The sequence below is a fragment of the Paenibacillus sp. V4I9 genome, from assembly GCF_030817295.1.
In the GTDB taxonomy this organism is placed as follows: Bacteria; Bacillota; Bacilli; order Paenibacillales; family NBRC-103111; genus Paenibacillus_E.
In genome coordinates this window covers 7208932-7227865 of record NZ_JAUSZE010000001.1, presented here as the reverse complement: position 1 = coordinate 7227865, position 18934 = coordinate 7208932, and the positions used below count along the sequence as shown (strand labels likewise).

The 18934-nt window shown below is 43.6% G+C and carries 15 protein-coding genes; all 15 read left to right on the top strand.

Annotated elements, in window-relative coordinates; translation table 11 throughout:
- Positions 1-84: 84 nt before the first annotated feature.
- On the top strand, positions 85-1140 hold the full coding sequence (locus QFZ81_RS33300) for an ABC transporter substrate-binding protein (protein WP_373462566.1): 1056 nt from the start codon (positions 85-87) through the stop codon (positions 1138-1140).
- 70 nt (positions 1141-1210) lie between these two features.
- A complete protein-coding gene (locus QFZ81_RS33295) occupies positions 1211-2125 on the top strand; it encodes an ABC transporter permease (RefSeq protein ID WP_307437326.1) in 915 nt (304 codons plus the stop codon).
- A complete protein-coding gene (locus tag QFZ81_RS33290) occupies positions 2125-2919 on the top strand; it encodes an ABC transporter ATP-binding protein (RefSeq protein ID WP_307606130.1) in 795 nt (264 codons plus the stop codon). Before QFZ81_RS33295 ends, QFZ81_RS33290 begins: the two co-directional genes overlap by 1 nt.
- A gap of 807 nt (positions 2920-3726) precedes the next feature.
- Positions 3727-4851 (top strand): hypothetical protein, encoded by a 1125-nt coding sequence (locus QFZ81_RS33285; protein ID WP_307606128.1) that lies wholly within the window; start codon positions 3727-3729, stop codon positions 4849-4851.
- Between the two features lie 17 nt (positions 4852-4868).
- Entirely contained in the window at positions 4869-6356 is a 1488-nt protein-coding gene (gene wsfD / locus QFZ81_RS33280; RefSeq protein ID WP_307606126.1) for a glycan biosynthesis hexose transferase WsfD, read from the top strand.
- A gap of 12 nt (positions 6357-6368) precedes the next feature.
- Positions 6369-7931, top strand: coding sequence for a hypothetical protein (locus tag QFZ81_RS33275; RefSeq protein WP_307606124.1), 1563 nt, complete (start codon positions 6369-6371; stop codon positions 7929-7931).
- Positions 7928-9178, top strand: coding sequence for a glycosyltransferase family 2 protein (locus QFZ81_RS33270; RefSeq protein ID WP_307606122.1), 1251 nt, complete (start codon positions 7928-7930; stop codon positions 9176-9178). Before QFZ81_RS33275 ends, QFZ81_RS33270 begins: the two co-directional genes overlap by 4 nt.
- 16 nt (positions 9179-9194) lie before the next feature.
- Positions 9195-11288 carry a cellulose biosynthesis cyclic di-GMP-binding regulatory protein BcsB gene (locus QFZ81_RS33265; protein WP_307606120.1) on the top strand — a complete coding sequence of 698 codons (2094 nt, stop codon included), beginning with the start codon at positions 9195-9197 and terminating at the stop codon, positions 11286-11288.
- Complete coding sequence (locus tag QFZ81_RS33260; protein WP_307606119.1) at positions 11285-12139, top strand: diguanylate cyclase domain-containing protein; 855 nt, start codon at positions 11285-11287, stop codon at positions 12137-12139. Before QFZ81_RS33265 ends, QFZ81_RS33260 begins: the two co-directional genes overlap by 4 nt.
- 481 nt (positions 12140-12620) lie before the next feature.
- Positions 12621-13625: an asparaginase gene (locus QFZ81_RS33255; protein WP_307606118.1), complete on the top strand. Its 1005-nt coding sequence runs from the start codon at positions 12621-12623 to the stop codon at positions 13623-13625.
- 90 nt (positions 13626-13715) lie between these two features.
- Entirely contained in the window at positions 13716-15065 is a 1350-nt protein-coding gene (locus tag QFZ81_RS33250; protein ID WP_307606117.1) for an ABC transporter substrate-binding protein, read from the top strand.
- Positions 15066-15144: 79 nt separating this feature from the next.
- Entirely contained in the window at positions 15145-16038 is an 894-nt protein-coding gene (locus QFZ81_RS33245) for a carbohydrate ABC transporter permease (protein WP_307606115.1), read from the top strand.
- Positions 16038-16877, top strand: coding sequence for a carbohydrate ABC transporter permease (locus tag QFZ81_RS33240; protein ID WP_307606113.1), 840 nt, complete (start codon positions 16038-16040; stop codon positions 16875-16877). The genes QFZ81_RS33245 and QFZ81_RS33240 overlap by 1 nt, the downstream gene beginning before the upstream one ends.
- Before the next feature lie 68 nt (positions 16878-16945).
- Complete coding sequence (locus tag QFZ81_RS33235; protein ID WP_307606111.1) at positions 16946-17647, top strand: copper homeostasis protein CutC; 702 nt, start codon at positions 16946-16948, stop codon at positions 17645-17647.
- 70 nt (positions 17648-17717) lie between these two features.
- Positions 17718-18884: an ROK family transcriptional regulator gene (locus QFZ81_RS33230; protein WP_307606110.1), complete on the top strand. Its 1167-nt coding sequence runs from the start codon at positions 17718-17720 to the stop codon at positions 18882-18884.
- Positions 18885-18934 lie beyond the last annotated feature (50 nt).

The window sequence follows — 18934 nt, the reverse complement described above, 5'->3', positions numbered from 1 at the left end:
CTCAAACTTTGTCCCGCAAAAGCGTTAAAGTGGTGAGTGAGCAATGAGTCCAAGCGATAAATGGGAACTTAGAGAGGGGTAATTATGTTGAAAAAGAAAGCACTCGTATCATTTGCATTAACAGCAGCTCTTATGGTCGTAGCAGGTTGTGGGCAGAAGGCAGCTCCGGCTCCAGCAGCAAGTGCTGCGGCTTCAGCAACTCCGGCAGCAACGGCAGCCGCGCAAAAGTCTTATAAAGTAGCGATTTCACAAATTGTAGAACATCCTTCTCTGGATGCAACACGTCAAGGTTTCCTAGCGGCACTTAAAGAGGGTGGTATCGTAGAAGGTACCAACTTGAAAGTCGATTTCAACAATGCGCAAGGCGATCAACCGAATAACTTATCCATTGCTCAAAAAATTGCTTCCGCTGACTACGATTTGGTGCTTGGTATCGCAACACCATCCGCACAAGCTCTTGTACAGCAAGTGAAGAAATCGCCAATTCTTTTCGCAGCTGTTACAGACCCGCTTGCAGCCAAAATTGTTAGCAATGTGGACAAGCCGGGCGGTAATGTTTCCGGAGCTTCGGACACGAACCCAATGGCTGTTGCACAATTAATGGATTTCGTAGCTGCGAACATGCCTAAAGTGAAAACAGTTGGTCTTGTTATTAACGAAGGGGAGCCTAACGCTGTTATCATGGCCAAAAATGCAGAGCAATCCTTAACGAAACATGGTATTAAGCTCATTAAAGCGCCTGTTACCAATACGTCTGAGGTAAAACAAGCTGCGCAATCCCTTGTTGGCCGCGCGGATGCTTTCTTGATTACCCTTGATAACACGGTTGTTAGCGGCGTGGATGGTATCATTCAAATCGCGAATGACAAACACATTCCGTTCTTCTCCAGTGACCGCGATACTGTGGAAAAAGGTGCTTTTGCAACAGTTGGCTTCAAATATTATGATCATGGCTACCAAGTTGGCCAAATGGCTGTCGACATTCTCAAGAATGGTAAAAAACCAGCAGACATGAAAGTAACTGTTCCTGAAAAAATGGATCTGATCTTAAACCTGAAGGCAGCAAAAGCTCAAGGCATTGATGTAACAGACGCTATGAAAAATGCAGTAAAAGATAAAGAGAAAAACATCATTCAGTAAGGTTTAAGACACAAAAGGGGTGAACGTCGCTTTCGTTCACCCCTTTTTTTCAAAGTAGGAGGTTATTCACATGATGGATTCAATGAATGGTGCCGTCGAGCTAGGTCTTCTCTATGCGCTGATGGCGCTTGGTGTTTATATCACGTTTCGCATTCTCGATTTCCCCGATCTAACGGTGGACGGGAGCTTTACAACAGGCGGTGCTGTTGCAGCAATCATGATTGCTCATGGCTATTCGCCGCTGCTAGCTTGTTTGGCTGCTTTTGCCGGCGGGCTTGTGGCTGGAGCTTGTACAGGACTGCTCCATACGAAGGGTAAAATTAATGGGCTTTTATCAGGAATTCTCATGATGATTGCCTTGTACTCTATCAATATGCGCATTATGGGCAAACCTAACATCTCGCTTCTTGGGGTGGATACGTTGTTCACCTCGATGTCGCCGATTGCCGTTGTGCTCATTATTGTCATCGTGTTCAAATTACTGCTGGATGCGTTCCTGCATACCGATTTGGGACTTGCTCTGCGAGCAACGGGTGACAATGCGCGAATGATCCGCAGCTTCGGCGCAAACACGGACAATACCACGATTCTAGGCGTTAGCTTATCAAACGGATTGGTAGCACTATCCGGAGCTCTCATCGCGCAGCAGTCGGGCTTTGCCGACATCTCGATGGGGATCGGGATGATCGTCATTGGACTGGCTTCCGTTATTATTGGGGAAGCGATTTTTGGCGCTCGGACGGTTTTTCAAGCGACACTGGCTGCTGTACTCGGTTCCATCGTGTACCGTATTGTTGTCGCATTGGCACTGCGAGTCGAATGGCTAAAAGCATCAGACTTGAAGTTAATTACCGCGATTATTGTTATTATCGCGCTCGTTCTTCCTTCCGTTCAGCGAGCCATTAAGCAAAAAGCAACAGCGAAACGGCGATCGGCTGAACTCATTGCCCTTGCTGTGAAAATGAACAAGGGAGGTGATCGTTAATGCTTCAGCTCTCGAATGTTTCTAAGCTATTTAACCCCGGTTCAGCGGATGAGAAAATCGCGCTAATCGGTATTAACTTGAACCTGAAGCCCGGTGACTTCGTCACGGTCATTGGCAGTAACGGCGCCGGTAAATCGACGCTGATGAACATCATCTCCGGCGTCATGACGCCGGATGCCGGCGAAGTGCGCATAGGTGGCGAGGTGATCCACCACCTGCCGGAATACGAGCGCAGCCGCTGGATCGGCCGCGTCTTTCAAGACCCCATGGCGGGGACCGCTCCTCGAATGACCATCGAGGAGAATCTCGCCATGGCGTATGCCCGCGGCAAGAAGCGCGGGCTGAGCTTCGGCGTCACCGCGCGCAAGCGCGCGCTGTTCCTGGAACAGCTGCAGCGCCTCGGCATCGGCCTGGAGGGCCGTCTGCGCGCGAAGGTGGGCCTGCTCTCCGGCGGAGAGCGCCAAGCCCTCAGCTTGCTGATGGCGACGTTCACCAAGCCGCAGATTCTGCTGCTTGATGAGCACACCGCCGCGCTGGATCCTTCGCGCGCGGAGCTCATCACACGATTGACCGAGGACATCGTGCGCGAAATGAAGCTGACCACTTTGATGGTCACGCACAACATGGAGCAGGCGATTCGTCTCGGCAACCGCCTGATCATGATGGACAAGGGCCGCATCATCCTTGATGTGAGCGAGGAACGGAAGAAGGACCTCACCGTGGAGCAGCTGCTCGGTGAGTTCGAGCACATCAGCGGCAACAAGCTGTCGGATGACCGCGTGGTGCTGGGTTAAAGAGAGAAAGCCTTCGGCGAAAGGGATGGATTCCCTGGGCCGAAGGCTTTTTTTGTTATATAGGAAATTATAATTTTTATATTTTTGCCTGCGCGTGAACCTCTGAGAAAGACTTCGAAACCAAGCCCCGCCAAGTATTTCACGTAGAGAGTTATTGGGCATCGTTATATGGTATGACGTGGGAATATTACTACTCAAGGAAGAGGGGCAGGGGAAAACATATCAGATGCGTACCTATTGCTACCAAGAGTTGAATAAATAACACCACAAGGCTGCCGAGGAACTGATCGGCAGCCTTGTAATGTAATTTGGAGGATAATGCGAAAACAAAGGTGAATAATTGAGCTTAAGGACTCGATAAGATACAGAATAAAGTGGAACGGACACCAGAGTCCTTATTTACTGCTTTCCTTCTGTTTCTCGTTCCTTTCGGACACAGCGGACCTTATTTCATAATTTTCCATGCTTTTGGACTCCGTTCCAGGCTAATAAGGGATTCTGGGTCGGATAGAAATTCATTCGACCCTAAAATTCACATATAACGACTTCTGTGTCCGTTCGGGTGAAGCTTTCCTGGGATGAATGTTGAATCATATGCTTGTGCCTTCCAGCAGCTAACATTAATTGCCTTCGGATTGAAGGAGCAGTCTGTGATAAACTACAACTAAATGTCTAGCCTTTGAACAAGGTTCCCAATTAACTTCAACATTCGATTCCCCTGTAAAAATATTATATAATATTGAAAAACACTTCATTCGACACTATTCGACTTTTCTGCTGTTTACTGTTTGGTAAGGGAGCTTAAGTATGATTAAAAGACGTAACTTACTATGTAGCAGTGTTGCATTGTTCTTTGTTCTCACAGCTTGTCAAGCGGACGGTTCGACCGCAAAGGAACAGGACACTCAGAACGTCAAGCACTCCTATGGCGAGCAGCTTCAAGTTAAGGAAAATCGAGATATTTTGTATCAATTTATAACTAGAAAGCTATCAGGCAGCTATGGGATATATACGAATTTGCAAGAAACGGATCAGACAGGTGAAGGAGCTTCAGGTCACGAAGTGTTGAGTGAGTCTGCAGGTCTCATGATGAGGTATTATGCATTAACCGGGCAGAAAGAACAATTTGATGAACAGTGGCTGCGTGTGAAGCAGAACTTGGATATGACAACAGGATTTAGTTATCGCTATAGTCCAAAGTTGCAGAAAAAATTTACGCTAAATGCTTCTGTGGATGATCTGCGAATCATTCGGGCTCTGGCTGAAGCTTCAGATGCCTTCCATACGGATGCATATATACCGGAGCTGAAATCCTACAGTAATCGTTTATACCAGTATAATATCGCAGATAATCATTTGTATGATTTCTACGATGAAACTTACAAAATGAGGAATACGTTCATTACCTTATGCTACATAGATACTACATCTTTAAAGCTCCTTTCGATATCGGAAAAAAAGAAAGATTCCCTAGTAACGGCTATGCTTCAGATCGCACAAGGGGGGTACCTTTCTGACGAATTTCCTTTTTACCAAACGCGATATGATTACAAAGCGCAGCTCTATCAATCCGATAACATAAATACAGTGGAGTCTTTATTGACGATTTTGAATTTGGCTGAGGTTAGGCAGCATCAGAACGCTAGTATTCGTTATATAAAGGAACAGGTCAAAGCAGGCACTTTGTTCGGTCAATATACGATGGAAGGAAAGCCATTAAACGATGTGAGGTCTACGGCGATCTATGCTATCGCGGCCATAATTGGTTACGTGATTGGAGACCAAGAGTTATACGAAGACAGTATCCGCAAGATGAATGAGTTTCAGATTCTGGATAAACAAAGCCCATTACATGGTGGATTCGGAGATATTAAAGCTCGGCAAGCTTACTCGTTCGATAATCTGATGGCTTTGCTGGCGTTTATTAATTAACTAGGAAGGGGTATGTGATGATCAGTAACGTTTTGCGAATGATACTGCGTTATGTGTCACCTGCCGCTTTCGCCGCTGCTGGAGTGTTACTGATTACCGTTGCCGCTCTTTTTGTACCTCCATATATAGGTATGGCCGATAACGGCGATTTTTTTAGAATTCTCTACAGCAACGGCCTTTATTTCAACGATCCGAATTATAACAGTCAATATCTTGGTTATTTCGTGAAAAATTACGGAATCTATCAATATTTTAACGAGAATGGCGCAACTTTATTCTCCTCCCAGTCTTTGTTTATTAAAGCCTCCATGTTCATAAATCTAATATTTCATGATTCTCAGTTATTTGATATACGATATCAAGCCTGGTTATACCTAGTATTGTATACAATCGCTGTTTATTTACTAGTTGAGGCCCTCACTTGGAAAATGTCGAAAAAGCCAGGTTACATTGTTGCGACCATTGCTATTTTTATTTTAGGTGATACCGGTTATACAGCTTACTTCAATTCTTTTTATAGTGAAAGCATCGTACTAATTATGATGGTATTCATGATCGCCTCCGGTCTGTTACTGTATCGGAAAAGATACAGCAATGATTACCTTATGTTGTCTGCATTTATTCTAAGTTCTATCTTCTTAACGACTAGCAAGCAGCAAAATGCGCCGGTAGGGATCATAACCGCAGTTTTAGGCTTTTTTCTCATCTATATCCGTAATAAAAGAACCTATCGGATAGTCACCTTTATTTCTTTAATTGGAATGCTTGGCGTGGGTATCGGCACTTACGTGCTTATTCCGAAAGAGTTTGTCAATATTAACAAATACCATGCGATGACACGAGGCGTACTCATGAATTCGGTGAATCCGGAGAAGTCTCTGGAAGCCTTCGGTATTGAAAAGCAGTACGCGGTTCTGAATGGTAGTTTGTATTACAATCCATACGCTTCTTTAGATGTTGATTCAAAGCTCCTGCAAGACAATTTTTATAGTAAGTACGGATTTGGCTCCATATTGACTTATTATATTTCCCATCCCGATCAAGCGGGCAAAATGCTCAATCTGGCCGCTCGTGACGGATTCACCATACGGCCTAAAGCCTTGGGGAATTACGAAAAATCGACGGGAAAACCCTTTGGTGCCCAGACGGTCTTTTTTTCAGGGTACAGTTTGCTGAAAGATGCCCTAACGCCAAAAACATTTGGATTCGTCATTCTTTGGATTTTGATTATCGTGGGGTTATACATGCCATCCTTTGTTTCGGCTATACGGGCTAGGCAATGGAGGTCGTCCTTAAGACTGCCGTTGATCGTGATGATGATCCTATTGGGGCTAACGGCTATTTTCGTTTCCATCATCGGCGCAGGTGATGCGGATCTTTCCAAGCATAAATTTTTATTTACATTGAGTTTTGATTTGGTGTCGTTGTTGACTATTGGTGATCTATTGGCAAAACGGCTGTGGACAAATGAATCAGTTGGAGAACATGCGACAGATGAAAAATAAGGAGGGGATGGGATGCTGAATCAGCGAAACATTCTGATAGGGCTCCTACTAATCTATATGCTTGCAGTGCTGCCTTTTCCGCATGTAACTAAGGCCAGCACTACGGAGTCTGCCGCGGTGCTTCTCATTTACGACAGCGCAGCGCTCGGCACCCCAAAAGAAGGAAATATAGAAGCTCTTCAGCGAATTCTGGCTTCCTTGGGAGCTCATGTAACGCTTATGACCTATGACCGATATGAAACGGGTATGTTGAGTCATTTCAGAAAGGTCATTTCTGTTCGCAACGCAGATGATTTGTTTCAACTCCCCGATAGCTACGATAGGGATTTGGCTAGATACGATGGGGATTATTTGCATATTGGGAACCAGATACCTGAGAACGTTTGGAAGGTTTTGAAGTTGGAGGAGAAGAGAGTTGATCAAGATACCGTAAGCCAGGCGATCGGACAACTATCTCAAAGTTCCATTACGGTAAGCGGCATCTCATATATAACAAAATTCAACGGTAAACCGTATGGCAGTTTGACGTCAGAGAAAATGAAGGCAAGATTACCATATGGCGTTTCTAACGGGAAGTTTGCTTACATCCCTTATATGGCAAAAGGGAATTTGAACGAACTGGCCGCTGCTTATTTGCTGAAAGACTGGTTATCAGTGAAAAAGAATAGTCATTATTATTTATTGTTGGACAAGATCTATCCATTCTCGGATTTAGAGCTGCTGAATGAGATGGCTGATCGTTTATATGACGCAGGCATCCCCTTTATTGCTAGTGTACAGCCAGTGCTCAGCAATCTTGAATATCCCGCCGTGCAGCGTTACCTGGAGACGTTAAAGCATGTGCAATCACGAAATGGAAGCATTATTGTGCAGACTCCTGTTGTCACTTCTACGATAAGTCAGGACATCAGGGTTTTGAAGACGGAAATGAGTTCATTTATCGATGCTTTGGCTGGATATGGGATTGTTCCACTCGGAGTCGGGGCTGAAATGTATTGGACTTATGATCAGCATTATGCAACCAATGGCATGACTTATTTTGATTCAAGCGTCATTTTCCCGAACGAACAGGTTATGTACCGTTCACAGACCGATACGTCAAGACCGTTCGTGTCGTCGCTTTATACCATCAAAGAGGAGGAATTGAATCAATATGTTGCACCTGGACAAGTCCTGGAGCCACTCCCGATGGATACTGCACTAGTGTATTCGTTCCCAGAAGACAGCAAGAAGTTGGAAGCTGTGCTAAGCGCTGTGATAGCCGACTGGAAGACGTACTCCGATTATAAGAATGAGTTGCATACAGTTCGGACAGAAGTGAATGAAATGGGGTCGCGTGCCGGTCATCTTCAAATTAATGGGCAAACGATTTTGTTAAACAATAACATGCAGGATATTAGTTCAGAGCACGCTTATATGCAAGAAAGCAAGAAAAGTTTAACAGCCTTATTTTCAGTACAAAATAATGTATTCATTATTCTTATCTTATCTACGCTTCTCATCTTTATGGCCTTCTTGATAATTGGGTACCGTCTGTACAAGCGAAAATACACACATTCGGGGAGACAATTATGACAATTGCAGATATGCTCATGTTGATCTCGGTCATTTGTATCTGGTCTCTTCTCCTTATAAACGTCGCTTTAATCGTGGCCGGATACTTGTACTACATTCAGATCGAGAACAAGCCAATTCCATCCCTGAAGGGCGAGACTCCTTTCGTCACGATCATCGTACCAGCTCACAATGAAGGGAAAGTGATAACCCAGACCGTCGAAGCCTTGCTCGCTTTGGAGTATCCGCATGATCGATATGAAATTATTGTCATCAACGACAATTCATCAGACAACAGCAGCAGGTTGCTGGGTAAACTTCAACAGAAGCACCCGGGAAGAAATTTGACGATCATCAATACGGACGCAGTGACGGGAGGAAAAGGGAAGTCGAATGCTTTGAACTTAGGTTTTGATAAGAGCCGTGGGGAACTTATAGCGATATATGACGCGGATAACACGCCGGAGAAGAAAGCACTGCTCTACTTGGTTTCGGAGATTACGAATGATTCTAAGCTCGGTGCGGTGGTTGGGAAATTTCGTACGCGTAATCGGGATACCAACCTGCTGACTCGATTTATCAATGTTGAAACGTTATCCTTTCAATGGATGGCACAGGCTGGCCGATGGAAGTTGTTTAAGCTTTGTACGATTCCCGGTACGAATTTTATCATGCGGCGTGAGATCATCGAGCGCATCGGGGGCTGGGATGTGAAGGCGATAGCGGAGGATACCGAAATCAGCTTTCGCATTTATATGATGGGGTACCAAATTAAGTTCCAGCCGAAGGCCGTAACATGGGAGCAGGAGCCCCAGACCGTCAAGGTATGGTTCAAGCAGCGGACGAGGTGGGCAAAGGGAAATATTTATGTTATTGTCAAAAATATTCCGTTGTTGTTTGATCGTTCGGCGCGAATTATTCGTTTCGATATTTTATACTTTCTCTCCATTTACTTTTTGCTGCTGACCTCACTACTCATGTCCGATTTACTTCTTGTTCTTCATGCTCTGGGATATGTGACAACGACAATCGCCGGATTCAGTTCTTTTTTATGGGTACTGGCCATTACTTTGTTCGTGGTGGGGACTTTCATTACCCTAGTCACGGAAAAAGGAGAAATGAGGCTATCTAATATATGGATTATTCTGCTTATGTATGTGTCCTATTGTCAAATGTGGATGGTTGTCGCTGCTTACGGCATGTACACATACTTGAAGGATTTGGTTTTTAAGAGAGAAGCAAAATGGTACAAAACCGAAAGGTTCTAGAGCAGGAGTGATCACCATGAAGAAAAGAAAGCTATGGTTGCCAGCTATGTTTATGATGGTCATGCTGCAAGTATTTTCCCCTACTTCAGCTTTGGCAGAAGATGCTATAACGGCTGTGACAAAGCAATATCAAACGAATTTCACGGATACTTCGTTGTCAGGCGGCAATACATATATGCAGCAGTTTTTTCAAGTTGAAAGCTATTGGAATGTTACGAGCATTGACGTTCATCTCGACTATAAAGTCTCGCAGCTCACCCAAAATGAGCGCTCCAGCGTGACGCTGATGATGAATGGAACACCATTTCATTCCTTTCGTCCATTAGCTCAGGAGCCGGGGGGGCAGCAGATGACTGCTCATGTTCCCGCCGAACTGATTGTGAAGGGCGTAAATACATTAAATGTTCAAGGCCACTTGGAAACGACTACTCCTGTCGTGGATAATGCGTGTCTACCAACAGACACAAGGGACAATTGGCTGCAAATTGCCAAAACCTCGCGAATCTCTGTTAATTATATAAATAAACCGATCCAAAGTAGCATCCGTGATTTTAATCAACACTTTATCGGCCTGGGTACGGTAAAAGATGGACAAAATGCGATAGCGATTCCAAAGGAAAACAATTCCGCCGTACTGGAGGCAGCGACCTACGCCTTGTCTGGGTTTGCCAAGGCAAATCCTGTCTCGGACAAGCCTATACCCTTAGTAGAGTATAGTGCTGATAATCTGAAGGATAAACAGGCGGTTGTATTGATTTCTCTGCTCGAGGATCTTCCTGAAGAAATTAAGCCTCTTGTGCAGGTGAACAATCTTGAGAATAAAGCGTTGATTCAGTTGATCAATCTAGCGGATCGCCTGACATTGGTCATTACTTCCAAGGATGCTGGATTATTGGTCAAAGCGGGACGTTTAGCAGCGAATCAGGCGTTATTAAGCCAAATCGACGCTGTTCGTAAAGAAGTAGACAGCACCACTGAAGTGGAAACGCCACCGATGAACGTGAGCCGCAATATGACTTTAACGGAAACGGGCGATAAGCTTGTAGGGGACCGACACCGGGAAAAAGCTTATTTTATCTCTCTTCCAGGTAACCGTTCAATCTCGGATGCCAGCAAGCTGAGCATTAAATACCGTTATGCGAGAAATCTAGATTTTGACCGGTCCATGGTTACAGTATCGATCAATGATACACCGATCGGCAGCAAAAAGCTTTCTACCGAGTTGGCCGATAGCGATCAAATCGATTTGACCATTCCCAAAACGCTAAACGTCAGCGGCAACTTTACAGTTAAAGTTGCATTCGATTTGGAGCTCAAAAATGCGGGATGTATTGAAAATCAAGAGCAAATGCCCTGGGCATTCATCGAGAAAGACTCGAAGTTGCAGCTCAATACCAAAGACAGAGCAGATCTACTGTTTAACAATTATCCATATCCATTCCTGCGGGACGGAAGCTACAATAAAGTGGCTGTTGTTCTCCCCAAAGAAAAAGACCCTTACATTTATCAAACCCTGACAAACTTGTTTAATTTATTAGGACGTTACGCACAGACGAATACAGGCGAGGTTCTTTTTTATCAAGACAATGTTAGTGCACAGAAATTGAAAGGGCGGGAAATTATCGCGATCGGCAGCTATCAAGACAATCAGGTGATTCGAGACAATAATGACAAGTTGTATTTTCGTTATGATAAGAGCGGCCGTGGCTTTGTATCCAATGAGAAAATGAGCATTGATACGAACTATGGCACACGTATCGGTACCCTGCAATTAATCGATTCGCCCTATGAAAACGGATTAGGTCTCTTAGCCGTAACTGGCAGCGGATCAAAGTATGCGTATCTTGCTTCCAAACTGATCGGTTCAGAAGGGACATTATGGAAAGTTTTTGGAGACGGAACCGTAACAGATATAGACGGAAACATCCGAGCCTTCCGTTTCAAAAAAGAAACGACATCCGAGCCGTCCAATGTACTGACCGATGTTCTTGAGCGCAAAGATGTTCTTGGTTTTATGGCCGCTGCGCTGCTTGTCGGATTATTGGTTCTCCTGTCTCTCATACTGATGATTCGTAAATACAGCAGCAAGAAACGGAGGAACCGTCGATGAATCACTTTCGGAGCAGTATGATATCGGACGGCGCATTCCTGCTGCTGATCCTTGCCTGTTTCATTAGCATCGTATTCACGGCTGGCAATCCGAACCTGTATATTCAGAACATTATCTTTTTGAATGTCGCATTTTTGATTGCTGTGATTACGTACTTTACTACTGTGACTACAGGGCTGATTTTGAATGTTTTATTCATATTCGGCTATGGAACGTTTACACTGTATCAAACCGTTGTGGTGGGTGGACTTATTGGAACACAGAACTATTTTTGGCTCATCATGACCCCGTTGTTTACCTTGGCGACTTGGCTGCTAACGCTGGGAAACAAGCAGTTGCAACAGGAGAATGAGAAGTTGCTAAAGGCTAACGAATCACTGGCGACTGTCGATGCCAGGACTAGCTTAAAGAACACATTGTCCTTTCAAAGCGATGCTGCAGTTTTCATGGCTTTATCGGTTCGGTACAAGATTCCCTTAACACTATTGGTAATCAATGTGAAGTATTGGGATGAAATCCGCCGCATGATCGGGGAGGAGCAGTTAATGGAAGCCATCCATGATCTGTCCAAAATGAATCAAATCAGCATTCGTACGAATGACTCGCTCTATCTGCTCAACAAAGAAAATCCGATGTGGGGTATGCTTTTGTTCACAGATCTCCCTGGCGCGATGATTGTAATGGAACGTTTAAGGAATCAGGTGGATGAACGAAATCGGAACGAATTCGCTGGGAAATATCGGGTTGAGTTAATCCTGAAAATGGGTGTCTGCGAGTATAATTCGGAGCTGATCGCGAATCCTCTGGAATTCATCGCACAGGCAAAGAAGCAGCTTGAGTTTGATGTGTAGTCCTATGTGGTTGTCGCATGGGACCGAATTTATGCACCGGAAGGAAACGAAGTCGACGGATTACCCGTCGGCGTTTTTTTTTTTTTTTTTTTTTTTTTTTTTTTTTTTTTTTTCGAAACACGCACAAAAACGTATAGATTTAGCTAGGTCCAACGCTAGTCTAACAACGGAGTTAACTTAGTTAACATGAGTTGATTTTATAATTGTCTCTTATTCTGTTAAACTTCACTACGAAAGCGCTACCTGTTAGTTTACTTAACAAAAAAGCAAAAAGTGTTTGACAACAGATAGGTGAGTTGTTAATATTTAATTATTAACATCACTGGAATAAATAAAAGATAAATCCCCTATTATAAGTCGATATTATCTGTAAATATTATTATTCCATTGTTTTATTTCGACATTTAATAACATCTGTGGAATAACTAGCCTCGCAATAACATTAGACCATGAAATTAAACGCAAAAGAGGGGAAGACGAAATGGATAAAACATTAGTTGAAGAGTATCGTGGAGGTGTGTTGGAATGCGTGCATAGCGGGCATATTTGTGGAGTCTCTATCTCGGGTGCTGTTAAGTACGCAGTTGGGGATGTAGATTCATTAACATATTTAAGGTCATCCGGAAAACCATTTCAAGCTATTCCTGTCATTAGGCATGGCGCGGATAGAAAGTTTGGGCTTTCTGATAAAGAAACGGCTATTATGATCGGGTCCCATCGTGCGGAGACCTTCCATGTTGAAGCATTGGAATCCATGCTTACCAAAATTGGGGTGGGAGAGGAAGCGCTTGTATGTCACCCCACTTACCCCTTGAGCGTACCTGCTTCAGAAGCCATGCTTAGAGCGCAGAAGCCTAAACGTTCAATTTATCATAATTGTTCTGGAAAGCATCTTGGCATTCTTGCTTTGTGCAAAATCATGGGATATCCGACCGAAGGCTACTTTGAACCAGATCATCCTGCTCAAATCGAGATCGTAGACACGCTCGCTTACTTATCTGAATGTCCTAGAGAACAAATCCACATAGGTACAGATGGTTGCGGTTTTCCGGTGTTCGCTATTCCACTTAAGCATTTAGCGACTGCCTTCATGAAGCTGGCCTGTCCAGAGATGATTGAAGATCTTGAGATTCGATCCGCTGTCATCCGAATAACCACTCTTATGAACGAGCATTATGAGATGATTGCCGGTTCAGATCGAATTTGCTCAAGCCTACTTATGGATCCCAATATTGTCGCTAAGGGCGGAGCTAAAGGCGTGTACTGCTTTGGATTGAAAAAAGAAAAGCTAGGTTTCGCGCTTAAAGTAATGGATGGTTCTGAGGATGAATGGCCCATCATTACAGCGTCCATCCTTGAACAGATTGGTTATAGTAACCAAGAGACAATCGATCGTATGTATCAACTCACGCCGACTGACATTACTAACGATAATCAGAAAATTATAGGAACGAACAAAGCGGTTTTTACCTTAGAAATCATATAGAAACCCAGGCTTAGTTACTAAATTATGTTGAGGAAACTAACTTCAGCAAGATTTTATAACATAGATCAAATTACAGGAGGGGTTATAAAAATGAAGAAAAAAGCTACGATTCTAGCCTTATGTACCAGTCTTGTACTTACTTTTGCATTAGCAGGCTGCTCAACGAATGGCGGGCAGAATGAAGCGGCAAAAGCCACCGGAGCCGCAGGAGCCAAAGAAGCCACAGGCAAGAAAGCGAAGATCTCGTATCTCGATCCGCTTCCAAGCCCTGAAAGAACAGCGCTTATGCAGGGGCTTTTGAAGCAATTTCAAGAGAAAAACCCGAATATCGAAGTTGAATATACGTCTGTTCCTTGGGATGATGCGAATAAGAAATGGATGACCATGGGTGCAGCTGGCATTCTTCCCGACGTATTGAGTATTGATGATACTTCCTTAGTAGCCATGGCTTCAGCTGGTTATATCGAGAACCTGCAGCCCTTTTATGACAAATGGGATCAATTAAATAATTTGACGGAAGCAACCAAACAAGCGAGAAACAAATTCAAAGGGAATGTCTATGCGATTCCAGATGGATTCCTGCTGCAGGGCTTATTTATCAGAAGCGATTGGTTTAAAGAACTGAATATGCCCGAGACGATCGCGACATGGGATGATTACTTTAATCTAGCGCAAAAATTCACGGATTCTGCGAAAAACAGATACGGGATTTCCTTTAGGGGAGGAGCTAACGGCGTTATTCGAGCCATGGAATATGTGATGGCCGCGGTCCACTCTGATAGTTGGTTTGATAAGGATGGCAAATCAATTTTGTATAAACCTGAAGGCGCTGCGGCCTTTAAGAAATTTTATGATGTTTACTTAAACGGGAATGCTCCTAAAGAGTCTGTCAATTGGGGCTTCAACGAAATGGTTCAAGGATTCTTAAACGGTCAAACTGCTATTTTAAATCAAACGCCTGAAGTCATTATTACAGCTCAGAAAAATATGAAAGAAGGCACATGGAATGTAGTTCCAATGCCAAAAGCAGATGACGGAAAACGGTATATTTTCTGGGGTTACACAGCCGCTTACGCCATGTCTTCCAAATCACAAAATAAAGAGGCTTCTTGGAAGTTGATCGAATTCTTAAGCTCTCCTGAGAATAACTTAGCGTACAGCATTAAAAATTCTACGATTCCAATTTACAAAGAAAACCTGAAAGATCCGTTCTTTAGCAAAGGCGCTATTGCTGGGTATGCGGGTTCCATGGCGGATTCCAACATTGTGTTTGCAGGCCCTCCGAGCCATTTAACGAAGCTTGGTCAATTCACGGGAACGTTCGCAGTAGAAGAGACGCAAAAGTATTTGACAAAAGCGCAATCGCTCGAGGATACTGTTAAGCATCTTGCAGATTTTCTAACAAAAGAACAACAAGCTTATATGAAGGAAAATCCATAAAAAAGAAGGCAGATAACCGGGGACACGGATGAATCCCCGGTTATCTATTCTGAAGTATTGAAAAGGCGGGGAGAGAAGTATGCTAAAAGCAATTCGATGGAAATCATTCGAGCCCTATTTATTAATCGCTCCTGCTGTTCTAATTATTCTAGCTTTTTTTGCTTATCCTTTACTATCAGGACTTAAGCTTGCTTTTATGCATTATGTCTTATTTGAACCGGGGGATATCCACTTTTCAGGTTTTGAAAATTTTAGATCTTTGCTGGCCGATAAGAATCTCCCTCAAATATTAGGTAATTCTGTACTTTGGGTCATCTTAACGGTAGGTTTGCAATTCGTACTTGGATTTATTTTGGCACTAGCGCTAAATAAACAGTTTAAAGGAAAAAACATCTACCAATCTATAGTTTTTCTACCTTGGGCCGTGTCTGCTTTTTTAATCGGGATGATTTTTAAATGGTTGTTTAATGAACAGAATGGGCTTATTAATTACTTATTGGTGAAACTCGGAATTCTGGAAAAAGGCATCCCCTTTTTGGCTATTCCACATGTCTCTATTTTCCCAGTCATCGCTGCTATGGTTTGGTATGGAGTGCCTTTTTTCGGGATTATGATTCTTGCTGCTCTACAAAACGTACCTAAAGACATCTATGAATCAGCTGATATGGATGGGGCAGGCCGAATGACCAAACTGTTTCGGGTTACGATTCCTTATATCAAACCGACGATTATTATTACATTGCTGCTTCGCGTGATTTGGGTATTCAATTCAGCTGATTTGATCTACATCATGACCAACGGGGGTCCAGCTAATACTTCTCATAATTTGCCTTCCTATATATTTAATAAAATCTTTTATACGACAGACTATGGGCAAGCCTCCGCATTGGGAATTATGATGCTAGCAATACTTATTCTTTATACGTTAATTTTCTTGAAAACGACTAAATATGATGATGCAGGTGATTTCTAATGGTCTCCTATGTTCGGAATGTAGCCCCGACAGTTTCTCGAGTCATTACGTTAACATTGTTCCTAATCGGTGCTTTGTTTCCATTTTATTGGATGTTAGTCACTTCTCTAAAGGATAGACAGGAAATTTATAGCGGAAAGCTAACTCTTTGGCCCCAAAATTTAACTTTTTCGAACTATATAGATACTTTCCAGAATTCTAGCTTTCCGCTTTATTTTATGAATAGCTTTATTGTGAGCATGAGTAGTTCAATCCTGGTGTTGTTTGTATCCATTCTAGGTGGCTATAGTATGGCCAGATATTCATTTCGAGGCAAGAAGTTATTTCTAATTTCCTTTTTGGCTACCCAGATGATTCCTGTGATGGTCATTTTAGTTCCACTCTTCATTACATTCAGCCAGTTACACTTGCTAAATAAGCTGCCTTCGTTGATCATTACCTATACGGCCATGAACATTCCTTTTTGCTTACTGACGATGTCCAGTTTCTTTCAGAGAATTCCCGTATCTCTCGAGGAAGCGGCTCTTATTGATGGGTGTAATAAATTTCAAACGATGACCAAAATTATTCTGCCTATTATGCGGCCGGGAATTGTTGCTACCCTTGTATTCGCATTTACAGGCGCGTGGAATGATTTGTTTTTCGGGGTTATGTTTACAAATAGCGAAAGCACCAAAACAGTCCCTGTAGGACTAAGTAGTTTTGTGCAAAAATTTGATATTAACTGGGGACAAATGAGCGCAGCGGGTATTTTATCTTTGATTCCGGTTGTGATTATGTTCGCTTTTGCCCAAAAATACATTGTATCAGGTCTTACAGAGGGTGCAGTCAAAGGATAACGACTTCAATAGGTGAAGCGGAGAGACTTTGAGCTACGCTCAAAGATCCCTATATTAGGAGGAGAATCATGCTGCTGGAAGTTATTGCAACTACAGTGAAAGATGCTTTATTGGCCGAACAGAGCGGTGCGGATCGTATCGAACTCATAACTGGGATTCTAGAGGGTGGGTTAACGCCTAGCTACGGCTTAATTGATGAGGTTGTGCATAGCACGAAAATCCCTGTTCAAGTGATGATTCGCCCGCATAGTCAATCTTTTTGCTATGACCAGAGAGATCTGGGCGTGATGATGAAAGATATACAGACTGTGAAACGGATTGGCGCTCATGGCATTGTGCTTGGGGCGCTTACCTCAGACCGTAGGATTGATCACGAGACGCTGCGCCGATTGTTAGATGAAGCGGAAGGGTTATCCGTGACTTTTCATCGTGCATTTGACGAAGTAAGCAATCTGGAGAAGGCTTTAGATGAACTTCTAGCTTATAACCAAATTGACCGGGTGCTTACATCTGGAGGAAAGCCAAACGTGCTTGATGCGCAAGAAGAAATAAGACAGCTTGTTAAGAAAGCGGAACATTCTCACCTGCAAATTTTAGCCGGAAGTGGATTGACGGTAGGTGCAATTCCCTCCTTCCTTCAATCGACAGGTGTTACAGAGATTCATTTCGGAAGAGGGGTACGGGTGGATCATAATCCGTTAAATGAGATCGATACAGAAAAAATTAAAGATATAAAAAATATAGGTAGGGATCATGTTGCTAATGGTTGACTGCGGTGTATAGGATGGTTAACATTAGGTTTATTAACATGGGTGGAATAAAGAAGAGGAATCCAAGTAAATGAAAAAAATTGAAAAGCATGACCAAGATGTTATCAGACTACACAATAAGCAGATGATTTTGGAAATCATTAAAAAGAGTCGGCCCATCTCCCGTGCGGAAATCACCAAAATCACCAAGTTGAGTCCTACATCTGTTGGGCGTATCGTAGGCGAGTTATGTGAACAAGGATTGGTGAGAGAAACCGCGTTAACCTCGGTAGGCGTTGGACGTAAGGCGATTATGTTAGATATCGATCCCCAGGCGGTTTTTACAATCGGGGTAGACATCGGTAAAAAGGTGATTAAGTTCGGCGTCATGGAGTTCAGCGGCGAACTTCTCCATGAGGAGCGAGTTGAACATATCGCTCTGCAAACAACCCCTGAAGCTACGGCGGCCATCATCTCCGAAACGATTAACTTGATAATTGCGCATAAAAATCTCGACAAGTCTAAAATCATTGGCATCGGCATAGGTGTGCCCGGCGTGATCGACCATGAACGGGGAATCGTCCAATATTCATCGACATTGGGTTGGAGAAATATCCCTTTCGCCCAGTTCATCCAGGACAAGCTGCATATTCTTACGGTCATTGATAATGACTTGAAAGTGAAAATCCTTGCTGAGTATTTACTAGGCTCCGCCCGCGGATCGAGAAAGACAGCATTGATTGAGTTGGGCACCGGAGTTGGCTCCTCTTTGATCATTGATGGTGACATTTTTCGTGGGGGTTCAAACAGTGCCGGGGAGTTAGGACATACCACGCTGGATCCGAATGGCAACATGTGCGAATGTGGCAAAAGAGGATGTCTGCAAACGTATATCGACGAGTCGGCTATTCTGCATGAAGCAAACCGAATCAAGGAGACCGCCGATATCCAGCAGCTGTTCGCTGCGGCACAGAACGAAGAGAACTGGGCCCAAGATATTATATCCAGAACTTCGCTTTACATTGGCATAACCATAAACAATATCGTCTGTATGTACAATCCCGATGCCGTCATTTTGTGTGGTGATTTGGTGGAAAACTACAGTGAGATTGTGCCTTTAATCGAAGAACAGTGCGGTCAGGTGGTATGGGAGCCTTTTCGTGATACGTTCAAAATCCTGACTTCCGGATTGAAGAGCAAATCGATCGTTGTAGGCGCAGCCATGTTAGTGATGAATAACTACGTTGATAAATCTTAAAATAAAAGCGTTACGGACGTTTGAGGCGGCAGCCCACGTCCGTAACGCTT